We start from the raw sequence: 13,610 nt of genomic DNA, 5'->3' as shown, positions 1-13,610 counted from the left end.
TCCGCTGTATGGGCGTCGCGTCAAGGTTAAAGACATCGAGCGTCGCGGCGGAGGTCAGGTCGTCCATGTGGAGGCGGACCCCGGTGTAATCAGGATGATCGCGGGATGGATGCTCGATGCCGCGATTTGTTCAGCGATGGTTCTCGGCGAACCGAGAGTTACCGTAGCGACACTGCATAATCTGCATCAATTGCTGGTCGATCTGCATTTGCGGGGAAACTCTCCGGACGGTTCCACCAACGTCCGGGAGAAACGCAATGGGCAATCTGCCAAACGTCGTTCCAGCAGGTCAACAGTTATCGCGGTCGATGCCGCCCCAGATGAACCTGATGTTCGACGCGGTCGAGCTTCAGGGGATGAACGCGGTGCAACGGGCAAACACGCTCAGGCATCTCGCATGCCTGTTGATGCAGGCGGCGGGCATCCCGACTGCGAAGGGGCGTAACGATGACGAATGATGATCGTTTGCCCGCAGATCTTCTTAAACGCAAGGCGGTAGTTTATGTCCGACAGTCCAGCCGAACGCAGGTCCAACTGAACCTCGAGAGCCGGCGCCGGCAGTATGACCTCGTGCAGGAAGCAAAGCGACATGGATTTCGCGACGTCGAAGTCATCGACGACGACCAGGGACGCTCGGCGAGCGGCACAGTTGCGAGACCGGGCTTTGATCGTCTGGTCGCGTTATTGTGTGCAGGCGATGTCGGCGCAGTGCTTTGCCTGGACGCCTCACGCCTTGCCCGCAATGGACGCGACTGGCATCATCTGCTCGAGCTCTGTGGTCTCGTTCAAGCGCGGGTAATCGACCTTGACGGTGTGTACGATCCTTGCCGGGCAAATGACCGGCTATTACTTGGCATGAAGGGCAGCATCAGCGAATTCGAACTCAACGTGCTTCGAACGCGCATGCACGACGCCAAACGAGAGAAGGCACACCGTGGTGAATTACGTATCAGCGTGCCGGTCGGCTATATCTGGCATCGTGATGTTGGTCTGGGTTTCGATCCAGACGCACGGTTGCAGGAAGTCATACGCCTGATTTTTACTCGTTTCCGGCAACTGGGCAGCGCGCGGCAGGTTCTGCTGTCGATGAACGCTGAACAGGTCCACTTCCCGCGCCCCTCTGACGGCCGGACGCTGACGCGGGTCGACTGGACTCCAATACGCTACCGTAACGTGATTTCGGTGCTCAAGAATCCGTTCTATGCTGGTGTCTACGCGTATGGCAAGAGCGGCAAGCAGATGACGATCGTCGAAGGCCGGGCACGCAAGAGCTACAAGCACCGCAAGCCGTTTGAGAACTGGGACGTCATGCTCCGGGAACACCACGAAGGCTACATCGACTGGGCGGAGTTTGAACGCAACCAGAAGAAGCTCGCGACAAATGCTTACGGCAAGGCGGGCGACGTAAAATCCGGTCGTGGTGGCCGCGCGCTGCTCGCTGGCCTGCTTGCCTGCGCACGCTGTGGACGTCGCCTGTCGGTGGCCTACGCTGGACGTATCCCGCAGGCCGTGTACCGGTGTGACCGCTTCGACACGTCAGCGCGATGTATGAGGTTCGGTGGTTCCCGTATCGATGCGACTGTCAGCAAGGAGCTTCTGCGCGTCGTGGAGCCATTGGCGATCGAAGCGGCACAACAGGCTGAGCAAATGCACATGGATACCCTGAACGAGCAGCAACAGATCGTGGAACTCGAACTGCAGCAGGCCCAGTACGAGGCCACGCTGGCTGAGCGGCGCTACGCCGCCTGTGATCCCGAGAACCGCCTGATTGCCGCGCAGCTGGAGAAGAACTGGGAAGCGGCATTACGTCGTGTACAGGCCTGCCAGACGCGCGTGGAGACGGTGACTGCACCAAAGGCGCAGGCTCCCCTGCCTGACTTTACGAAGCTCGCCGAAGATCTTCATGCTGCGTGGAATGCACCGAGCGTCGCCATGCGCACACGTCAACAGCTTGTTCGCGCGCTCATCGTCGATATCGTTGCCGACGTCGACGAGGCTACACGCGAAATCATTCTGACGATCCACTGGCAAGGCGGTCAACATTCCCGGCTACGGATTCGCAGGCCGCGAACTGGCGAGCATGGCTGCAGTACGTCAGACGAAGCGCTCGCGGTTATTCGCAGCATGGTAACCCGATGGTCCGACGAGGACATTGCTGCATCACTGAACCGCATGGGAATACGCACAGGACAGGGCAAGACCTGGACCGCACATCGTGTCAGCTCTGTACGGCATGTCCGCGATATCCACGCCTACAAGTCGGCAGATAAGGATGGCGACTGGCTGACGATGTCTGAGGCAGCGAAGGAGCTTGGTGTCACTCACTACATGATCCGGCGTTTGATCAACGATCGGATTCTGCCTGCCGAGCAGGTCGTGCCTGATGCCCCATGGCAGATTCGGACGATCGATCTGCACAGCGAAGCGGTTACCGCAGCACTGGCGCGCAAGTATCGCCCGTGTCGCAACGATGTCGAAGGCCAGATCCCAATGTTTATCCAGGTTTCAGAAGGAGGTGCACAATGAACGCCCCGTTGCGATCGGGCGAATTTGATTTTCTGCCCAGTTGTTATCAATGGGCAATTGGCTATCGTCCAAGAATCGCGTGAGCGCTTCCCAGCGACGTAGGCTGTAGTCGAGCGCCTTGGCAATCGCCGAGCCTTCGCTCACTTGCTGACGGTGCAGCAGCATCCAAGTATGAAGCGCATCGGCAATGGGCCGACTTCGTTTCTGTCGTCGTTCGTGACGCTCATCGGGTTCTAGATTTTGTACTTCGCGCTCGATGTCGTAGAGCTGCCCAATGTGTTGCAGTGCCTTTTCGGCAATCTGGCTTTTATTGCTCGCGTGCAACTCGTAGAACTTGCGCCGTGCATGCGCCATGCAGCCGATTTCCGTCACGCCCTGGGCGAATGAGGCTTTGTATCCGCTGAAGTCGTCGCAAACGAGCTTGCCCTGCCAGTTGCCGAGGAAGGCACGAGCATGTTCTCCCGCACGGCTCTCAGCGAAGTCGTAGACCACGCCCTTCATTGACTCGAACGCGCCAGGACAGTAAGTCCAGAGATAGGATCGGTGCGTCTTCTGTTTGCCTGGCACCAGCATCGAGACCGGTGTTTCGTCCGCTTGCAGCACGCGGTGCTGAACAATTTGCGCACGCAGGGCGTCAACTAACGGCTGCAACTGCACCCCGCATGCGCCAATCCACGCGCCCATGGTGGAGCGAGGGATGGCGAAGCCCGCGCGCTCGAAGATGCGCTCTTGGCGGTAAAGCGGGAGATGATCGCTGTATTTCGCGACCAATACGTGGGCCAACAGCCCAGCCGTAGGAATGCCTTTATCGATGACGTGCGCGTCGACGGGGGCTTGGATCAGCGTCTCGCACTTCGCACACGCCCACTTGCCCCGGATGTGTCGCTCGACCGTGAACACGCCCGGCGTATAGTCCAGCTTCTCGCTGACATCCTCGCCAATGCGTTTGAGTTGGCAGCCGCACTGGCACAGCGTTGACTCGGGTTCGTGGTGTAAAACGACGCGCGGCAATGCTGCTGGGAGCGCCGCGCGACGCGGCTTGTTCGCCTCGGTCTCGCGCGGCGGCTGCCCGGACATGTGCGCGAGTTCGTGTTCGACGGCGATCAGGTCGGCATCGATCGCCTCATCGAGCAAGCTACGCTGCTCGGGCGGCAACTTCTCGCTCTTGGCAGCGAACTGCAAACGCCGCAGTACCGCGATCTCGTGAGTGAGCTTCGCGTTGACGGCCTCTTTGTGACGCACATCCGATATCAACTGCACGGCCAGTGCACGCAGTTCTTCTGCGCTCATGGACTGGAGTTGTGTCGGATCGATCATAGGCGCTATTGTGCCAGGGCAAGAGGACCTCGCCTATTGGCGCACGTGCCGATTGTCCTTCAGGTGACACGCACGACCGCGTCTTCTCCCAGGCGTTGCCAAGGTAGGCCGAGCACCAGTGCTGCGAGTTGTTCCGAGGACAGTGGCAATGGTTGCCCGACGCCACGTTGCGGCCAGACGAAGCGGCCCGTGTTCAAACGCCTGGCTGCCAGCCACACGCCAAATCCATCATGCACAAGCACCTTGATCCGATTGGCTCGGCCATTGGCAAACACATAGGCATGGTGCGGGTGTGCGGCGCCGAAGACCTTGACCACACGTGCCAGTGCGGTCTCGGTGCCGGCACGCATGTCCATGGGCTCGATGGCGAGCCAGATGGCGTCGATACGGATCACCGTAAAATCTCCCGCACCCAGGCGGCACTGTCGTTCAGGCGCTCAGCAGGCCAATCAATGGCAATCGTGATGCCGTTGCGCTGAACTTCGATGCGCACCGGCACCGAGGGGCTCTCGGGCGCAGGTGACGTTACTGCCATTGGCAACGGGATGAAGGCCGGCACCGTATCAATATGCTGCGTTGCCTTCTTCGGTGCGGGTGTCTGCCCAGATTCTTTGATCCAACGACGCAGCACATTGGGATTCATGCCATGCGAGATCGCGAGTGCGGAGCACGACATGCCGAGTTGCTGACTTTGTGCGACCAGATCGGAGCGAAATTCACGCGAATAGGTACGACGGGTTCTGCCTTTATGGGACTGCTCTTCTATAGGGTACACGTGCCCGCTTCCATGATCGTGGAAACGTATGCTCTTACACGCTAATGTCGGACGCTAGATGGGATGACCGGCCGCTTACGATCAGCTTCCTTGATCCAACGACGCAGTACATTGGGATTCATGCCATGCGAGATCGCGAGTGCGGAGCACGACATGCCGAGTTGCTGACTTTGAGCGACCAAGTCGGCGCGAAATTCAGGGGAATAGGTACGATGGGTTCGTCCTTTACGGGACGGCTCTTTATTAGGGTGCACGTGCCCGCTTCCATGATCGTGGACACGTATGCTCTTACACGCTAATGTCGGACGCTAGATGGGATGACCGGCCGCTTACCTCGGACGTGCCATTTCGCTATTGCACCACGAGCTTACAGACTCGCTAGATTCGAAGGAGCGAGAAAAATACTACGGGGTTTAGAACCCAAGTGCCCTTATTGCCTCAAAAATCCGCAGACGCCGGTGAGCGCTCACATTCGCGAGCAGTACCAACACACTCGCCATGACAACCGCGGCACCAACCGCGGTGAAGGGACGAAATACCCGGCAAACCGTCAAAGCGGGAGGGAGGACATTTCACGCCCAACTCTCGCCCGTTTTCTCTCGCGTAGAACGTGGGTTCTCCCCCTACCCCAGATCGGATCGCCTGATCGATCGTATCCGCACCAAATGCCGCGCGCATCTCGTCGATCCAGCGGGTGACAACGGGCATCTCTTCACGTAAAGATCCGCGCTTTTTATGGCTTTGTCAAGTTGACGGCTAGAGGCCAGCTGCTTATCACAAACGTAGTTATCCTTATTAGATAGCTTTATGAGATGCGGCAGTCACAGTCCAACCATGCCATGTGGCGAAACGTTCCTGGAGTACGGCACGATGACATGCCGGCACTGTCAGGTTGATGGGAAGGCGGCGGTAGAATGAAGTGATGAAGAAAACGAAATCGCTTTATCACGGTCACCGCTTCCCTGCTATCGTCATCAGCTGCGCGGTTCGGTGGTATTTCAGGTTCAGCCTGAGCCTGCGCGACGTCGAGGAGTTGTTGCTCGAGCGTGGTGTCGTAGTCACGTACGAAACGATCCGTTGCTGGTGCGACAAATTTGGCGCCAAATTCGCCCGGAGCGCCAAAGCAGCGAGGCCAAGGCCGGGCAGCATATGGCATCTGGACGAGATGTTCGTGACGCTGCGCGGCGAGCCGTATCTGTTGTGGCGAGCAGTCGACGAGCACGGCACCGAGCTTGATGTGCTGTTGCAAAAGCGGCGCGATAAGGCTGCGGCAAAGCGCTTCTTCCGAAGGGTGCTGCGCTCAAACCCGGTGCCGAGCAAGATCGTGACCGACCAGTTGCGCAGCTATCCGGCGGCGAAGGCTGACATTCCCGAACTCGCTCATGTGAAGCACGTGTTCGTCAAGGCGGCTGCACGTGTGAACAACCGCGCCGAGAACAGCCACCAGCCGACCCGCAGGCGCGAACGCCAGATGTGTGGCTTTCGCGATGCACGTCGCGCGCAAGCATTTCTCTCATGTTTTGGCCCGATCCGGCAGCACTTCGCGCTGCCCAGACATCAAATGAACGCGGCATGTCATCGTGCCGTACTCCAGGAACGTTTCGCCACATGGCATGGTTGGACTGTGACTGCCGCATCTCATAAAGCTATCTAATAAGGATAACTACGTTTGTGATAAGCAGCTGGCCTCTAGCCGTCAACTTGACAAAGCCCTCGGCCATAACGGTCTTTCGGCTTCCACGCCGTCGATAAACAAAATGAGGCCCTAAGCAGCCGTTGCCGAAAGCAAGCCGAGACAATGAGCGAGCGGCAAGTATTTACTGCGCACTCACCCATGTATTGCATATTGCGTTATTTCACCGGCTATACGCGGTGTCGATTGTTAGACTGCCCCAAACTCCCAAGGATTCAAAAGAGGGACGCCTGTCAAAATGAAATCGTCTGTGTTACGTGTAACGACCGTCATGCCATGCACGAGCGCGGTTGCTGCGATCACCGCGTCATGGTCTGAGCGAGGGTCCGGTACATGCAGCTTTGCACTCTGCAGCGCTACCGTTTGGTCAAAAGCAAGCACGCGGCCCGCGAACTGCGGCAAAACCTGATCGTCAAGCCAGGTACGTAGAACAGCCCCTTGGGCCGCATCCTTTCGCTCTTTTTGCAAAACACCAAGTTCGAGTTCGAATACCGTGACAGTCGAAATGAATTGTGCCGCGACGGGTTGAGACGCCGCCCAGGCGAGCACATTGGCATTGGCGCGCTTCGGTACGCGCAGTTCAGAGATAACGTTCGTGTCGAGCAAAAACATCAGGAAAGGTCCACTTCACGAAAAAGCTTGCCCACGCGCGGCACTTCGAACTCGACATTTGACTCGCTCCGTTGAGCTAGTGCATCGGCCAACGTGATCGCTCCACCTGAAAGCTTGCGGTATTCGTCGATGCTTAAAAGGACATGCGAGGGTTTGCCGCGATCAGTGATAAAAACGGGGCCATTTAGAGACGCCTTTTTAGCTTCACTGGCCGATTGGTTGAATTCCCGACTGGTAAAGGTCGAAATGCTCATATCATACCTCCTACAAAACCAATGTAGCAATGTTACTACATTGGTTCATAACATGCAAGTAGCGGTGTTTGTCTAGCTAGTTGTCGCATGCCGTTCCCGGCTTTGTCAAGTTGACGGCTAGAGGCCAGCTGCTTATCACAAACGTAGTTATCCTTATTAGATAGCTTTATGAGATGCGGCAGTCACAGTCCAACCATGCCATGTGGCGAAACGTTCCTGGAGTACGGCACGATGACATGCCGCGTTCATTTGATGTCTGGGCAGCGCGAAGTGCTGCCGGATCGGGCCAAAACATGAGAGAAATGCTTGCGCGCGACGTGCATCGCGAAAGCCACACATCTGGCGTTCGCGCCTGCGGGTCGGCTGGTGGCTGTTCTCGGCGCGGTTGTTCACACGTGCAGCCGCCTTGACGAACACGTGCTTCACATGAGCGAGTTCGGGAATGTCAGCCTTCGCCGCCGGATAGCTGCGCAACTGGTCGGTCACGATCTTGCTCGGCACCGGGTTTGAGCGCAGCACCCTTCGGAAGAAGCGCTTTGCCGCAGCCTTATCGCGCCGCTTTTGCAACAGCACATCAAGCTCGGTGCCGTGCTCGTCGACTGCTCGCCACAACAGATACGGCTCGCCGCGCAGCGTCACGAACATCTCGTCCAGATGCCATATGCTGCCCGGCCTTGGCCTCGCTGCTTTGGCGCTCCGGGCGAATTTGGCGCCAAATTTGTCGCACCAGCAACGGATCGTTTCGTACGTGACTACGACACCACGCTCGAGCAACAACTCCTCGACGTCGCGCAGGCTCAGGCTGAACCTGAAATACCACCGAACCGCGCAGCTGATGACGATAGCAGGGAAGCGGTGACCGTGATAAAGCGATTTCGTTTTCTTCATCACTTCATTCTACCGCCGCCTTCCCATCAACCTGACAGTGCCCTTTTTATGGGTCCGCCCGCTCTCGCCGCTCATCAGTTGTTTGATATTGCTTTTAGTGTATTGCGTTTTTGGGACGCGCATTTGCGCAACTACCGCATCGCGAGCAATCCATTCCGGCGAATGACACGGTACCGCATCCGTAAAAATTACGGCATCGCGCCATCCAGTTTCATCACATTGACGAAGCTTCCCGCGTGGCGTTTGCCAAAATTCCAAACGTGAATGATACTGTACATCCATACAGCCTTATTGCCTAGCGCTCCGATCGGCAATGTCAAATTGACGGGTGAGGCGGGCACTGTCAGGTTGATGGGAAGGCGGCGGTAGAATGAAGTGATGAAGAAAACGAAATCGCTTTATCACGGTCACCGCTTCCCTGCTATCGTCATCAGCTGCGCGGTTCGGTGGTATTTCAGGTTCAGCCTGAGCCTGCGCGACGTCGAGGAGTTGTTGCTCGAGCGTGGTGTCGTAGTCACGTACGAAACGATCCGTTGCTGGTGCGACAAATTTGGCGCCAAATTCGCCCGGAGCGCCAAAGCAGCGAGGCCAAGGCCGGGCAGCATATGGCATCTGGACGAGATGTTCGTGACGCTGCGCGGCGAGCCGTATCTGTTGTGGCGAGCAGTCGACGAGCACGGCACCGAGCTTGATGTGCTGTTGCAAAAGCGGCGCGATAAGGCTGCGGCAAAGCGCTTCTTCCGAAGGGTGCTGCGCTCAAACCCGGTGCCGAGCAAGATCGTGACCGACCAGTTGCGCAGCTATCCGGCGGCGAAGGCTGACATTCCCGAACTCGCTCATGTGAAGCACGTGTTCGTCAAGGCGGCTGCACGTGTGAACAACCGCGCCGAGAACAGCCACCAGCCGACCCGCAGGCGCGAACGCCAGATGTGTGGCTTTCGCGATGCACGTCGCGCGCAAGCATTTCTCTCATGTTTTGGCCCGATCCGGCAGCACTTCGCGCTGCCCAGACATCAAATGAACGCGGCATGTCATCGTGCCGTACTCCAGGAACGTTTCGCCACATGGCATGGTTGGACTGTGACTGCCGCATCTCATAAAGCTATCTAATAAGGATAACTACGTTTGTGATAAGCAGCTGGCCTCTAGCCGTCAACTTGACAAAGCCCTTTTGGCTGCTATGTGGTCACTACCCCCCTTTCTGATACGTCATCTATCGGCATACCAGCTGTCTAAAAATGGTAAAAATGAAACCTGCCGAACAAAAACTTTCTTACATTTAAAGAATGTGTTGCAAAATAACATCATTTATTTGGAATTTATTTAGCAAATAGTTTGCAGATACGATACGTACCTAAGAAAATGATAAATATGGCACATTCGCTGCTAGTCGCGGTGGCTTGTGCCGTTAGGCAATTTGGCGCATCGCCTCGTGGAACCCTTATTCGGTCTGGCTTGATTAACACCCCAACCGTAAATATCGCTTTCGCCGACGCGTTGTTGTTATCTCACTAACTTTTCTATAAAAATGCGATGAACAACTCAAAAGTATCGACCCGCCTGGCAATTGGTTTTGGAAGCGTTCTGTTTCTGTTGCTCATGATCGCCTTGGTAGGCTTCTACGGCATGTCCATGCTTCACACTAGGCTTGATGGTATAGCGCGTGTCAACAACTTGGAATCGAAGTATGCCAAGGATATGAAAGCCTCCGTTGCGGATCGCGCAATCGCGATTCGCAACATTGCACTGCTGACCGACACGGCCGCACTGGCGCAAGAGTCAAGGCGCGTAGAGAAGCAAAAGAAAATTTATGCGGACGCCGACGACGCTCTGGGCAAGATGTTCTCAACAGAAGCGGGCACGACAGAGCGCGAACGAGCGCTTTATGCCCAACTTAAGTTAGACAACGCCGCTACCGTACCCTTGATGGATAAGGCCATTGCCTTAGGCATGGCAAATAAGCCCGAAGAAGCAATAAAGGTATTGCTTCAAGAAGCACGGCCAAAACAGGCTGCCTGGTTGTTACGCCTAAATGAGCTCGCTGATTTCGAAGATCAGTTAAACGCACAAGCCACCGAAGAAGCAAATAGTACCTACCACGCTATCCAAGTCGCTGCGTGGTCGATCGTCGGGCTTTCACTTTTATTGGGTGCATTCCTAGCCGTTTTCATTACTCGCAGTATTCTGAAGCAGTTGGGTGGTGAGCCGACTGTGGCGCAGAATATGGCACGGCAGATCGCGGAGGGCAATTTGACCCAAAAAGTTCACGTTGCCGCCGATGACAACACAAGCCTAATGGCATCACTTGAAACGATGCGGACCAATTTGAGCGAGATTGTCTCTGGCATCAAGACCTCTGCGGAGTCTATTTCAGTTGCTGCGGGAGAAATTTCACAAGGCAACGTAGACCTGTCGCAACGCACCGAGGAACAGGCCGCCTCGTTAGAAGAGACCGCGGCCAGCATGGAACAAATTACAGCGACGGTTCGTCAGAATACAGAGAATGCACGCCAAGGCAGCACGCTGGCTAATACTGCTTCTGAGACAGCTGCGACAGGGGGAGAGGTCGTGGGGAGCGTCGTTACCACGATGCAGGACATCGCCACGAGCTCCTCAAAAGTCGCCGAAATCATCACCGTGATAGAGGGCATTGCATTTCAGACCAATATCCTCGCACTGAATGCAGCGGTAGAGGCCGCACGAGCTGGAGAGCAAGGTCGTGGATTCGCCGTGGTAGCGGGCGAAGTGCGCACGCTAGCGCAACGTAGTGCGGCTGCGGCAAAAGAAATCACTGAACTGATAGGCACATCGGTAAAGCATGTGACTGCCGGCGAGGCACTGGTAAAAAATGCAGGACAGACAATGAGTGAAGTCGTGCGCTCGGTCAAACGGGTAACCGACATAATGGGAGAGATCGCCTCGGCTTCCAACGAGCAAACTATCGGGATCGAACAGGTGAACGTTGCAGTAAGTCAGATGGACGAAGTGACACAGCAAAATGCCGCCCTGGTCGAGCAGGCGACGGCTGCGGCTCGCGCCATGGCAGATCAAGCTCAAGCGTTGCGTAATTCGGTGGCGATCTTCCGTGTCAATTCCGATTCCAAGGTCTCTTCAGCGCGATATCAGTCACCAGGAATGCAAGGATTTATGCCGTTGGCGGCCCACTGACCTTGCCTCGAAACGACTTGTAGTAGACTTTGTTGCAAATAGGCAAGATCGTTGAGAGTCTCGTAGTGAGCGCTTCAGCAAAGGGGAAAAAACCGGTTAAAAGGTTCGCCTAGTCGGTTTCGTGGTGTGCCTTCGCAATCAAAACGCCTCCTCAAGCGCCCGAATGCGGCGATCTAATTCCGTTGTGACATAGATGGCGGTCGTCGCCGGCGAGACATGGCCAAGGTTCTCCTGCACGATGTCTAGTGGCGTGCCCGCTTCGATGGCCCGCGTGCCAAATGTGTGCCGCAGCCAATGCGTCGACGCTTTTGCCAAGCGTGCGGCCGCGTGCGGATCTTCAAGAAGCAACGCGCCGGCGGCACGGGTAAATATCAGCTTGAACGCCAGCGCCAATGAGCGCGGTTCCAGCGGCCGCAAATCCTCGCCCGAGACACGGCCGATCAGCGGCGTGGTTGGATCACTGCGCGTCGGATCCTCCGGTGGCGTAGAACGCATTAAATTTGTCACTTTTGCGTCTATAAAGTTGTCAATTGGCGCTCCGTAGCGTCCCGGGTGCGCTGTGTGCCATACTGCATGGGGCTTACAGGCTCGCGAAATAAAGATGTCAACTCAACCCGTCGAACTGCTATCGGCGTGGGCCACAAACTCGTCGTCTATGACACAATCAATCAGTCACTTTGTTTATCAGCCAAGCTTTTAAGCCGTATCAGGGCTTTGTCAAGTTACTGGCGGGAAGACAAGCGGATCGGTAGCGTGCAGGAGTCCTGTGGATTATAAGGCGCGGCCGGACAGAGCGGCCGCGCTCCATCGATACCAGCTGTCGATCCGCTCCTTCAGCTGGGTGCGGTGGCCGGCCGAACTCATGCGATGACGCGGCAACGCGAAGTGTTGCCGGATCGTACCGAAGCGGGAAAGGAAAGCCTGGGTGCGCTGCGGATCGCGAAAACCCTGCATCTGGCGCTCACGCCGGCGCGTCGGTTGGTGACTGTTTTCTGCCCGGTTATTGACCCGCGCACAAGCCTTCACGAACACATGCTTCACTCCGGCCAGTTCCGGCAGCTCCGCTTTCGCGGCCGGATAGCTGCTTAGCTGGTCGGTGACGATCTTCCGGGGTGCCGGATTTGAGCGCAGGATCTGCCGGAAGAAACGTTTCGCGGTGGCCTTGTCGCGCTTCTTCTGCAACAGCACGTCGAGTTCCATGCCGTGCTCATCCACGGCGCGCCACAACACATAAGGCTCACCGCGCAGCTTCACGAACAGCTCATCGAGGTGCCACGTTGAGCCCGGCCTGCGGCGCACGGCTTTCGCGCAATGCGCAAACTGCGCGCCGAACCGGTCGCACCAGTTACGCACCGATTCATATGTCACGCTCACGCCACGCTCGAGTAGCAACTCCTCGATGTCGCGCAGGCTCAGGGTGAAGCGGTGATACCAGCGTACCGCGCAGCTGATGATGGCCGCCGGAAAGCGGTAGCCGTGGTACGGGGATCGGGTCGTTGTCATCTCCACATTCTATCCGCCTCACGGCTTTGTCAAGTTGACGGCTAGAGGCCAGCTGCTTATCACAAACGTAGTTATCCTTATTAGATAGCTTTATGAGATGCGGCAGTCACAGTCCAACCATGCCATGTGGCGAAACGTTCCTGGAGTACGGCACGATGACATGCCGCGTTCATTTGATGTCTGGGCAGCGCGAAGTGCTGCCGGATCGGGCCAAAACATGAGAGAAATGCTTGCGCGCGACGTGCATCGCGAAAGCCACACATCTGGCGTTCGCGCCTGCGGGTCGGCTGGTGGCTGTTCTCGGCGCGGTTGTTCACACGTGCAGCCGCCTTGACGAACACGTGCTTCACATGAGCGAGTTCGGGAATGTCAGCCTTCGCCGCCGGATAGCTGCGCAACTGGTCGGTCACGATCTTGCTCGGCACCGGGTTTGAGCGCAGCACCCTTCGGAAGAAGCGCTTTGCCGCAGCCTTATCGCGCCGCTTTTGCAACAGCACATCAAGCTCGGTGCCGTGCTCGTCGACTGCTCGCCACAACAGATACGGCTCGCCGCGCAGCGTCACGAACATCTCGTCCAGATGCCATATGCTGCCCGGCCTTGGCCTCGCTGCTTTGGCGCTCCGGGCGAATTTGGCGCCAAATTTGTCGCACCAGCAACGGATCGTTTCGTACGTGACTACGACACCACGCTCGAGCAACAACTCCTCGACGTCGCGCAGGCTCAGGCTGAACCTGAAATACCACCGAACCGCGCAGCTGATGACGATAGCAGGGAAGCGGTGACCGTGATAAAGCGATTTCGTTTTCTTCATCACTTCATTCTACCGCCGCCTTCCCATCAACCTGACAGTGCCCTACCGAGACGAATTCGGCT

At 56.9% G+C, this 13,610-nt stretch carries 14 protein-coding genes and 1 pseudogene; 5 read left to right on the top strand and 10 right to left on the bottom strand.

Features of this window, described 5'->3' with window-relative positions; all coding sequences use genetic code 11:
• The first annotated feature begins 257 nt into the window (after positions 1–257).
• The gene (locus tag SJQ66_RS04805; protein ID WP_320533730.1) at positions 258–458 is read left to right on the top strand and encodes a hypothetical protein; all 201 of its coding nucleotides are present in this window, start codon (positions 258–260) and stop codon (positions 456–458) included.
• Complete coding sequence (locus SJQ66_RS04800) at positions 448–2,526, top strand: recombinase family protein (protein WP_320533729.1); 2,079 nt, start codon at positions 448–450, stop codon at positions 2,524–2,526. Before SJQ66_RS04805 ends, SJQ66_RS04800 begins: the two co-directional genes overlap by 11 nt.
• On the opposite strand, the pseudogene tnpC reads toward SJQ66_RS04800, so the two are convergent.
• The 4 genes and pseudogenes from tnpC to SJQ66_RS04780 form a co-directional block, all read right to left on the bottom strand.
• Positions 2,524–3,843, bottom strand: a pseudogene (gene tnpC, locus SJQ66_RS04795) (IS66 family transposase); the annotation flags it as partial. The gene SJQ66_RS04800 and the pseudogene tnpC overlap by 3 nt on opposite strands.
• A gap of 59 nt (positions 3,844–3,902) precedes the next feature.
• Positions 3,903–4,238, bottom strand: coding sequence for an IS66 family insertion sequence element accessory protein TnpB (tnpB, locus tag SJQ66_RS04790; RefSeq protein WP_176026082.1), 336 nt, complete (start codon positions 4,236–4,238; stop codon positions 3,903–3,905).
• Positions 4,235–4,618 (bottom strand): transposase, encoded by a 384-nt coding sequence (locus tag SJQ66_RS04785; RefSeq protein WP_320533903.1) that lies wholly within the window; start codon positions 4,616–4,618, stop codon positions 4,235–4,237. Before SJQ66_RS04785 ends, tnpB begins: the two co-directional genes overlap by 4 nt.
• Before the next feature lie 41 nt (positions 4,619–4,659).
• The gene (locus SJQ66_RS04780; protein ID WP_320533902.1) at positions 4,660–4,872 is read right to left on the bottom strand and encodes a transposase; all 213 of its coding nucleotides are present in this window, start codon (positions 4,870–4,872) and stop codon (positions 4,660–4,662) included.
• A gap of 668 nt (positions 4,873–5,540) precedes the next feature.
• Between SJQ66_RS04780 and SJQ66_RS04775 the strand changes: the two genes are divergently transcribed.
• Positions 5,541–6,272, top strand: a complete 732-nt coding sequence (locus SJQ66_RS04775; RefSeq protein WP_320533890.1) for an IS6 family transposase — start codon at positions 5,541–5,543, stop codon at positions 6,270–6,272.
• A 228-nt stretch (positions 6,273–6,500) separates the two neighbouring features.
• Here SJQ66_RS04775 and SJQ66_RS04770 read toward each other — a convergent pair whose 3' ends face one another.
• The 3 genes from SJQ66_RS04770 to SJQ66_RS04760 all read right to left on the bottom strand — a co-directional run bounded on the left by SJQ66_RS04770 (position 6,501) and on the right by SJQ66_RS04760 (position 8,065).
• Positions 6,501–6,923, bottom strand: coding sequence for a type II toxin-antitoxin system VapC family toxin (locus SJQ66_RS04770; RefSeq protein WP_320533901.1), 423 nt, complete (start codon positions 6,921–6,923; stop codon positions 6,501–6,503).
• Complete coding sequence (locus SJQ66_RS04765) at positions 6,923–7,177, bottom strand: type II toxin-antitoxin system Phd/YefM family antitoxin (RefSeq protein ID WP_024906277.1); 255 nt, start codon at positions 7,175–7,177, stop codon at positions 6,923–6,925. The genes SJQ66_RS04770 and SJQ66_RS04765 overlap by 1 nt, the downstream gene beginning before the upstream one ends.
• A 156-nt stretch (positions 7,178–7,333) precedes the next feature.
• The gene (locus SJQ66_RS04760; RefSeq protein ID WP_320533890.1) at positions 7,334–8,065 is read right to left on the bottom strand and encodes an IS6 family transposase; all 732 of its coding nucleotides are present in this window, start codon (positions 8,063–8,065) and stop codon (positions 7,334–7,336) included.
• Between the two features lie 378 nt (positions 8,066–8,443).
• Here SJQ66_RS04760 and SJQ66_RS04755 point away from each other — a divergent pair, with 378 nt between their 5' ends.
• Positions 8,444–9,175, top strand: coding sequence for an IS6 family transposase (locus SJQ66_RS04755; protein ID WP_320533890.1), 732 nt, complete (start codon positions 8,444–8,446; stop codon positions 9,173–9,175).
• Between the two features lie 423 nt (positions 9,176–9,598).
• Positions 9,599–11,233: a methyl-accepting chemotaxis protein gene (locus SJQ66_RS04750; protein WP_320533900.1), complete on the top strand. Its 1,635-nt coding sequence runs from the start codon at positions 9,599–9,601 to the stop codon at positions 11,231–11,233.
• A 138-nt stretch (positions 11,234–11,371) separates the two neighbouring features.
• Here SJQ66_RS04750 and SJQ66_RS04745 read toward each other — a convergent pair whose 3' ends face one another.
• The 3 genes from SJQ66_RS04745 to SJQ66_RS04735 all read right to left on the bottom strand — a co-directional run bounded on the left by SJQ66_RS04745 (position 11,372) and on the right by SJQ66_RS04735 (position 13,548).
• A complete protein-coding gene (locus SJQ66_RS04745) occupies positions 11,372–11,728 on the bottom strand; it encodes a tyrosine-type recombinase/integrase (RefSeq protein WP_320533899.1) in 357 nt (118 codons plus the stop codon).
• A 276-nt stretch (positions 11,729–12,004) separates the two neighbouring features.
• Positions 12,005–12,736, bottom strand: coding sequence for an IS6 family transposase (locus SJQ66_RS04740; protein WP_320533898.1), 732 nt, complete (start codon positions 12,734–12,736; stop codon positions 12,005–12,007).
• A gap of 80 nt (positions 12,737–12,816) precedes the next feature.
• Positions 12,817–13,548: an IS6 family transposase gene (locus tag SJQ66_RS04735; RefSeq protein ID WP_320533890.1), complete on the bottom strand. Its 732-nt coding sequence runs from the start codon at positions 13,546–13,548 to the stop codon at positions 12,817–12,819.
• Between the last annotated feature and the right edge of the window lie 62 nt (positions 13,549–13,610).

This window comes from Robbsia andropogonis (assembly GCF_034047095.1).
Lineage (GTDB): Bacteria > Pseudomonadota > Gammaproteobacteria > Burkholderiales > Burkholderiaceae > Robbsia > Robbsia andropogonis.
This window is presented reverse-complemented; position numbering and strand designations above follow the sequence as displayed.